General features: G+C 51.6%; 6 protein-coding genes. All 6 read right to left on the bottom strand.

The genetic code is table 11. The features are described from left to right. The coding region (locus tag OCV63_RS07755; RefSeq protein ID WP_158363303.1) for an ABC transporter substrate-binding protein at positions 1 to 1,146 on the bottom strand (1,146 nt) is incomplete at its 3' end. A 297-nt stretch (positions 1,147 to 1,443) separates the two neighbouring features. After that, positions 1,444 to 1,953: a DUF6465 family protein gene (locus OCV63_RS07750; RefSeq protein ID WP_158363278.1), complete on the bottom strand. Its 510-nt coding sequence runs from the start codon at positions 1,951 to 1,953 to the stop codon at positions 1,444 to 1,446. Between the two features lie 110 nt (positions 1,954 to 2,063). Next, complete coding sequence (locus OCV63_RS07745) at positions 2,064 to 3,299, bottom strand: DUF1015 domain-containing protein (RefSeq protein ID WP_158363277.1); 1,236 nt, start codon at positions 3,297 to 3,299, stop codon at positions 2,064 to 2,066. Next, positions 3,299 to 4,462, bottom strand: a complete 1,164-nt coding sequence (locus OCV63_RS07740; RefSeq protein WP_158363276.1) for a phosphoglycerate dehydrogenase — start codon at positions 4,460 to 4,462, stop codon at positions 3,299 to 3,301. Before OCV63_RS07740 ends, OCV63_RS07745 begins: the two co-directional genes overlap by 1 nt. Before the next feature lie 3 nt (positions 4,463 to 4,465). Beyond that, a complete protein-coding gene (gene serC, locus OCV63_RS07735; protein WP_158363275.1) occupies positions 4,466 to 5,545 on the bottom strand; it encodes a 3-phosphoserine/phosphohydroxythreonine transaminase in 1,080 nt (359 codons plus the stop codon). A 130-nt stretch (positions 5,546 to 5,675) separates the two neighbouring features. Further along, positions 5,676 to 7,040, bottom strand: a complete 1,365-nt coding sequence (locus OCV63_RS07730; RefSeq protein ID WP_158363274.1) for a L,D-transpeptidase family protein — start codon at positions 7,038 to 7,040, stop codon at positions 5,676 to 5,678. Positions 7,041 to 7,075: the final 35 nt, after the last annotated feature.

Raw genomic sequence — 7,075 nt, 5'->3', positions numbered from 1 at the left:
GTATGCGGTGTCACGGTTCGCGTCACCTGTCTCATTGAAGGTGATATGTCCGGTTACGCCGGTGTAGTCCACGTTCCAGAGTGCCTCGTTGACTGCTGCCGGGTCGGTAGAGCCTGCTGCCTTCAGAGCCTCCAGTGCGGTGTAGTAAGCGTCATAGCCCATAACCGTCAGACCGGATACGGTATCGTCGCCGCCGTTATTGGCCTTTGCAGTGGAATCGCTGTTGATCCACTCCTTGATACCTGCGTCAAACTCCTCGTTCGCGCCCTCCTGATAGAAAGTGGTTACATAAATCTCAAGGTCTTTGCCCTTTGCCGCGTTCAGGATAACGTTGGAATCCCAGGTATCGGTAGACAGAATCGGCATGCCCAGTCCCTGTGCAGCTGCCTGCTCGATAATCAGAGCTGCTGCCTCGGTAGAGCTGGGAGCAAAGAATACGTCGGCTCCTGCCTTCTTTGCAGATGTAATGTAAGAGGTAAAGTCGCTGTTTCCTTCCTGGAAAGTCTCTGCCACAACTTCTCCGCCCAGCGCCTCAAAGGCCTGTGTGAAGTAGTAACCAAGTCCTGTGGAATAGTCGTCGCCAAGCTTGGTCAGGACATACGCTTTCTTTGCGTTAAATTTGTCTTTGGCAAAGTTCGCGTGTACGGTACCCTGGAACGGATCCAGGAAACAGATACGGAAATAATGGGTGTTACCCTCTGTTACCTGCGGGTTTGTACAGGTGACGCCGATGGCCGGGATACCTGCCTCCTTGAATACGTCAGAAGCTGCGATGGATACGCCGGAACCGTAGGAACCAAGTACTACGGATACCTTGTCTCCTACCAGCTTAGCCGCTGCGGAGGGTCCCTTGTCGTTTGAGGACTCATTGTCTACGATGTCAAGCTGTACAGTATACTCGGTGCCGCCGATCTCCACGGTCGGGGTAACGTAGTTGGCGTACTGGATACCCAGGGTCTCCTGCTTTCCGCCTGCTCCGTTGTCTCCAGATGCCGGCTCGTAGACACCAATCTTTACGACATTTCCGTCTGTGGCAGACGCGTCTGCGCTTGCGGAACTGCTGTCAGAGCTTCCGCCGGAGCATCCTGCCAGCATGGTGCTGACCATGGCTGCAGCCAGTAATACTGATAATGCACGCTTTTTCATAACTTTCTTCCTCCTCTTTCCACGCTTCGGCTGTCGCCGACAATTTTCGTCTTTTTGTTCGTCCTACAAAGACATTTGTGCGTGGTTCTTAATATGGGCATTAGTATAGCACGTTTAAAATCGAATAGCAAGAGGAAATTGCAAAAAAGTTATATCTGAGACGGACACTTGCCTTTATGGGGCGAACGTTTCAGGCAGTCCGGCACTGCAAAAAAGGCACAAAAAAGAGGCATTCCACCGCTGTTGTCATGATGGAATGCCTCTTTTCCTTTTTTTCTATAAAGTTTATCAAGAGAATTACAGCTCAAGCTTTCCGCTCTCTTTGCCGTTGATCACATAGTATGCTGCGCTGTCCTCCGGCTTTACATACAGGTTCAGCTCCTTGATAGAAGATGCACGGTGTCCCAGTGTCACCCATTTTTCGGTTGCCTGTGCTACCAAATCTGCAGTCAGAATCTCTTTGCCCATAAACTGAACATATACGTTCTGTACAGCCTCTTTCTTCTCAGCCTTCTTAGCGTCTGCCTTCTCAGCCTTCGGCTTCGGTCCGCGCTTCTTCGGCGCTGCCTTTCCTTCTTCCTTCTTCTCAGCCTTCGGTGCCTCTGTCTTTACAGCCTCTGCTTTTACCTCAGCCTTCGGTGCTTCTGCCTTTACTGCTTCTGCCTTCGGTGCCTCTTTTACTTCTGTCTTTACTGTCTCAGCTTTCACTGCTGTCTCTGCCTTTGCTGTCTCTACTGTCTTAGCCGGAGCGTTTATCTTTACGTTTTCTGCCTTCTTTGTAGTCTGTGTTGCTTTCTTAGCAGTCATAATAATCCTCCTCTGACTTTTAACTTCCAATTCTCTAACAGCGCTTATTATAGAGCATTTTTCCATATATTGCAAGCGCTTATTGTAAATTCAGAAAGCCTTTGAGCCTTTTATCTTAACGCATGGATAAATAATCCGCTGCGAAGCTTCGGCTCAAACCAGGTAGATTTGGGAGGCATCAGAAGTCCTGCATCCGCTACCGCAAATAACTCGCCGATGGAGGTGGGATACATGGCAAAGGCTGCCTTCATATCCGTATGTACCCGGCGCTCCAGCTCGGAAAGGCCACGGATTCCACCGACGAAGTCGATCCGTTTGTCGGTCTTCGGATCCCGGATGCCCAGAACCGGCTCCAGAATCTGCTTCTGCAGAACGGATACGTCCAGTCCCTCCACCGGGTCACTGTTCGCATACTCCGGCTTCAGAGTCAGCAGATACCACTGATCCGCCAGGAATAAGGTCACCTGGCCTTTTCTCTTCGGATGCTCTGCTTTGTCCAGTGGCTCCACGTCAAAAACCTTTTTAATCTCGCCTTGAAATTCTTCCGCCGTCAGTCCGTTCAGATCACGAACCACGCGGTTATAATCCATAATCATCAACTCATCGTCCGGGAAAATCACGGATAAGAAGTAATTGAACTCCTCCTCTCCGGTATAGCCCGGATGCTCCTCCCGGCGCTTTACGCCTACCCGCACTGCCGAAGCCGCCCGGTGGTGTCCGTCCGCGATGTACAGGGCATCCATCTGGTGAAAGGCTTCATAGATGGCGCTGATTTTCGCTGCGTCCGCAATCTTCCAGCCCCGGTGACGGATCTCATCCTCTGAAGTAAAATCAAAGAGCGCCTGTCCTTCCTTTACTTCCGCCACCAGCTTTTTCAGGTTTTCCTGATTCCGGTAAGCCAGGAAAATCGGGCCGGTCTGGGCGTCGCAGGTATCCACATGACGCACCCTGTCCTCTTCCTTTTCCCGGCGGGTGTTCTCATGCTTCTTGATGACGCCGTTCCGGTAATCGTCGATGGAAGCGCAGGCCACGATACCGGTCTGGCTGCGACCGTTCATGGTCAGCTCATAGAGATAATAGCAGGGCGCACTATCCTGCACGAAATTACCATCCTCCACCATGCCCCAGAGCAGCTCCTTCGCCTTCTGGTATACTTCCGGCGCATAGATATCGGTATCCTCCGGAAGCTGGGTCTCCGCCCGGTCAATGCGTAAGAAGGAAAGGGGACGGCCCTCTACGGCCTTTCTGGCCTCTTCCCGATTGTATACATCATAGGGAAGAGCCGCAATATCCGCTTCCTTTCCGGCTGCGGGACGGATGCCGCGAAAGGCTCTGATCTCTGCCATTAGCAGATCACCCGCACTTTCAGTACGCCGTCCACTGTCTCCAGCTTCTTGATAAGCTCAGGACTGGCCGGGCTCTCCAGATCGAACATGGAGTACGCGTAGTCGCCGCGGCTCTTGTTCGTCATATTTCCGATATTGTAATTGGCATCGCCGAGAATGGTGGTAAACTGGCTCAGCATGTTTTTGACATTCTTATGGCAGATAGCCACACGTGCCGGATAGCTGGGAATACCCATATCGCAGTCCGGATAGTTGACGGAATGCTGGATATTGCCGTGCTCCAGATAGCAGCGCACCTCTTTCACTGCCATACGCGCGCAGTTCTCTTCCGCCTCCTCGGTAGAAGCGCCCAGATGCGGAGTCACAATGACACCCTTGGCTCCTGCGGTGGTGGTATTCGGGAAGTCGGTCATGTAGCGGGCTACCTTGCCTCTCTTCAGTGCGTCTACCATAGCCTTCTCGTCTACCAGAAGATCCCGCGCGTAGTTCAATACAACAACGCCGTCCTTCATCTTCTCGATAGCCTCGGCATTAATCATCCCCTTTGTGCTGTCCAGAAGGGGAACATGGATGGTAATGTAATCACACTCTTTATAGATATCGTCCACATTGGTGATGTGGTGGATATTGCGGGACAGGTTCCAGGCTGCCTCTACGGAAATATACGGGTCGTAACCCAGTACTTCCATACCCAGGTGTGTAGCCGCGTTGGCCACCTGTACGCCGATAGCTCCAAGACCGATGATACCCAGCTTCTTGCCCTGAATTTCATGGCCTGCGAACTGCTTCTTCTGCTTTTCCGCAAGCTTACTGATATCCTCATTCATGCGCTCGGACTGTACCCAGTTCACTCCGCCGATGATATCTCTGGCTGCCAGCAGCATACCTGCCAGTACCAGCTCTTTTACACCGTTGGCATTGGCGCCCGGCGTATTGAAAACTACGATACCCTGATCCGCGCATTTGGTCAGCGGAATATTATTGACTCCGGCTCCGGCCCGGGCGATGGCCTTCAGATTCTCCGGAAAATCTACCTCATGGAGCGCGGCACTTCTGACTAACAGCGCGTCTGCCTCCTCCATATTTTCTGTCTGCTTATAATCCTCTGTAAAATGATCCAGACCAAACTGCGCGATCTGGTTCATGCATTTGTACTGATACATGGCTTAATTCTCCTCCTCGAACTTCTTCATGAACTCTACCAGAGCCCTGACGCCCTCGATCGGCATGGCGTTGTAGATGCTTGCGCGCATGCCGCCTACGGTTCTGTGGCCCTTCAGGTTCACAAAGCCTGCCTCGGTGGCTTCCTTGATAAATTTGGCGTCCAGATCCTTGTCTCCGGTGACAAAGGGGACGTTCATGATGGAACGGTCTTCCTTGCGGACAGTACCCTTAAAGAGCTTGCTGGAATCCAGGAAATCATAGAGAACCTTTGCCTTCTCCTCATTGCGGGCCTTCATCACTTCCAGTCCGCCCTGCTTCTTCAGCCATTTGAAGACCTTCCCGCACATATAGATGCAGTAACAGTTCGGGGTATTGTAAAGGGAGTTGGCGTCCGCATGGATCTTATATTTCATATAGGTCGGGGTGTACGGAAGCACATCCTCGGTAATCAAATCCTCGCGGATGATCACGATGGCCATTCCCGCAGGGCCCACGTTCTTCTGTACTCCGCCGTAGACGAGACCATACTTGCTTACGTCCACCGGCTCAGATAAGAAGCAGGAGGAGATGTCGGATACCAGTGTCTTGCCCTTGGTATTCGGCAGTGTATGGAACTTGGTTCCGTAAATGGTGTTGTTCTCGCAGATATATACATAGTCTGCGTCTGGGCTGACGGGCAGATCGGAGCAGTCCGGGATGTAAGAGAAGGTCTCGTCCTCGGATGACGCGATAGCATTGGCCTTGCCATAGATCTGCGCCTCTTTGAACGCCTTCTTTGCCCACTGTCCGGTGATGATATAATCAGCCACCTTATTTTTCATCAGGTTCATGGGAATTGCCGCAAACTGAAGATGTGCGCCGCCCTGCATGAACAGTACTTTGTAATTGTCCGGAATCTGCATCAGATCGCGCAGATCCTGCTCCGCCTCATTGATGATCTTCTCGAAGGCCTTGGAGCGGTGTGACATTTCCATCACGGACATTCCTGTTCCCTGGTAGTCCAGCATCTCATCTGCTGCTTCGCGCAAAACCTCTTCCGGCATTACGGCCGGTCCTGCTGAAAAATTGTACACACGACTCATTTTTTCATTCCTCCCACTTCAAATTTCTAAGTGTATATTTTGTTATTTCTTTATTGTAGTACTATGTTAAACTCTTGTCAATTCGAATTGTGTCATAAATTCGTGCAAATTCGGTATTATCGACAGATTTTTAATAATAAAGCACCACCGGGGTCCCGGATTCCATGTTGGCATAAACCTGCGCCATGGCTGCGGGCGGTGTGTTCACACAGCCGTGGGAACCATTTGTCAGATAGACCTCTCCGCCGAACTGGGCACGCCAGTAGGCGTCATGAATTCCATAATTGCCATAGAAAGGCATCCAGTAGTTTACCGGAGTCCGGTAGTTGTCCCCCTTCAACACTGCGTTACGGGTCTTATACTGAATGGTTGCCACAATGGACGGGGTGTTGTAACCCTTGCTGATATTGCCGGTTACCACGTCGGTATCTACCACCAGAGCACCGTTCTTGTAGCACCACATATGCTGCGCACCCATATCCACTTCAATATAGGTGCTGCCGATGTCGCCGTTGGGGCCGTCCCAGGTATTTCCCTTATGGCTGTAGGCCGGTTCCTTTGTAACCGTCTCGCCATTTTCTATGGAAGCAAGGAGTGCGGCGCTCTCAGTCGCTTTATCGATCTGCCAGCCGTAATTGCCACCCTTGACGGTAATGGTTCCTCTCAGGGTACTGTTGAAGGTATGGGACTGCTTGTAGGTGTCGCGCTCCTTAGCCAGGGCGGTCACCCAGTCGGTCACAGCCTGCTCCGAAAGCGTTGCCTTGTAATCATCAATGGTAATAAATCCGCTGATGACGGATTTGTCTACCACCTCGGCCTGCTTTCCGAAGGTATAGGTGACAGAAGCGCCAAGCCATTCATCGAGCTGCGCTGTCAGTGATGTGATTTCTTCTGATTCCGTAGTAATCTGAGGCTCCACGTAGCAGCCTGCATCATCCAGATCAAGCGTCTCTATCAGACTTTCGGAAGCCATGCGAAGCTGGTCGCTTACAGTTTCCCGATCAAGCTCTGCACCCTGCTCCTCTTTATGTACCTTGTAGCCATCTTCCGTCATTTCCACCCAGGCATTTTCCGGAGAGGCGCCTTTTTTCATGCAGGAATCCACCGCTGCGCCAAAAGCGTCCTCATCATAGTTGAGCTCGGGGCCCACCTGGTACATATCCTTCTGCCAGAACATTCTGGGCCACAGAAAACCGTTCTGCTCCCGCTTCAGTGTCCGGACGGTGTCGCCCTCTGAGAAGCTCATGCCGAGCTCCGCCGGAGTCAGGGTGACGGTGTCGCCGCCCCGCTCCGTAATGGTTAATGTATAAGCATTTGCCTGGGAAAGCAGCAGCTCGTTCACCTGTTTCACCGTATACAGATCCGCGTTCACTCCGTTGACCTCAGTACCCGTGAAGAAATGTTCCATAAAGTAAACAGAAACTCCCACATAAGCTATCACAAGAACGATCAGTACCCAGAGATACCAGCGTATCCGTTTTATTACCGCTATCATTTTTTCACTTTTTACTCCACTCGTTTTTTGATGTC

Origin of the sequence: Laedolimicola ammoniilytica, assembly GCF_025567165.1 — a bacterium.
Classification (GTDB): Bacteria; Bacillota; Clostridia; order Lachnospirales; family Lachnospiraceae; genus Laedolimicola; species Laedolimicola ammoniilytica.
The sequence above is the reverse complement of the archived record's forward strand: the minus strand, read 5'-3'. Positions and strand labels throughout refer to the sequence as shown.

Coding starts and splice junctions, on each gene's coding strand:
- OCV63_RS07750 (WP_158363278.1), bottom strand. CDS start 1,953: ATGACTGCTAAGAAAGCAACACAGACTACAAAGAAGGCAGAAAACGTA.
- OCV63_RS07745 (WP_158363277.1), bottom strand. CDS start 3,299: ATGGCAGAGATCAGAGCCTTTCGCGGCATCCGTCCCGCAGCCGGAAAG.
- OCV63_RS07740 (WP_158363276.1), bottom strand. CDS start 4,462: ATGTATCAGTACAAATGCATGAACCAGATCGCGCAGTTTGGTCTGGAT.
- serC (WP_158363275.1), bottom strand. CDS start 5,545: ATGAGTCGTGTGTACAATTTTTCAGCAGGACCGGCCGTAATGCCGGAA.
- OCV63_RS07730 (WP_158363274.1), bottom strand. CDS start 7,040: ATGATAGCGGTAATAAAACGGATACGCTGGTATCTCTGGGTACTGATC.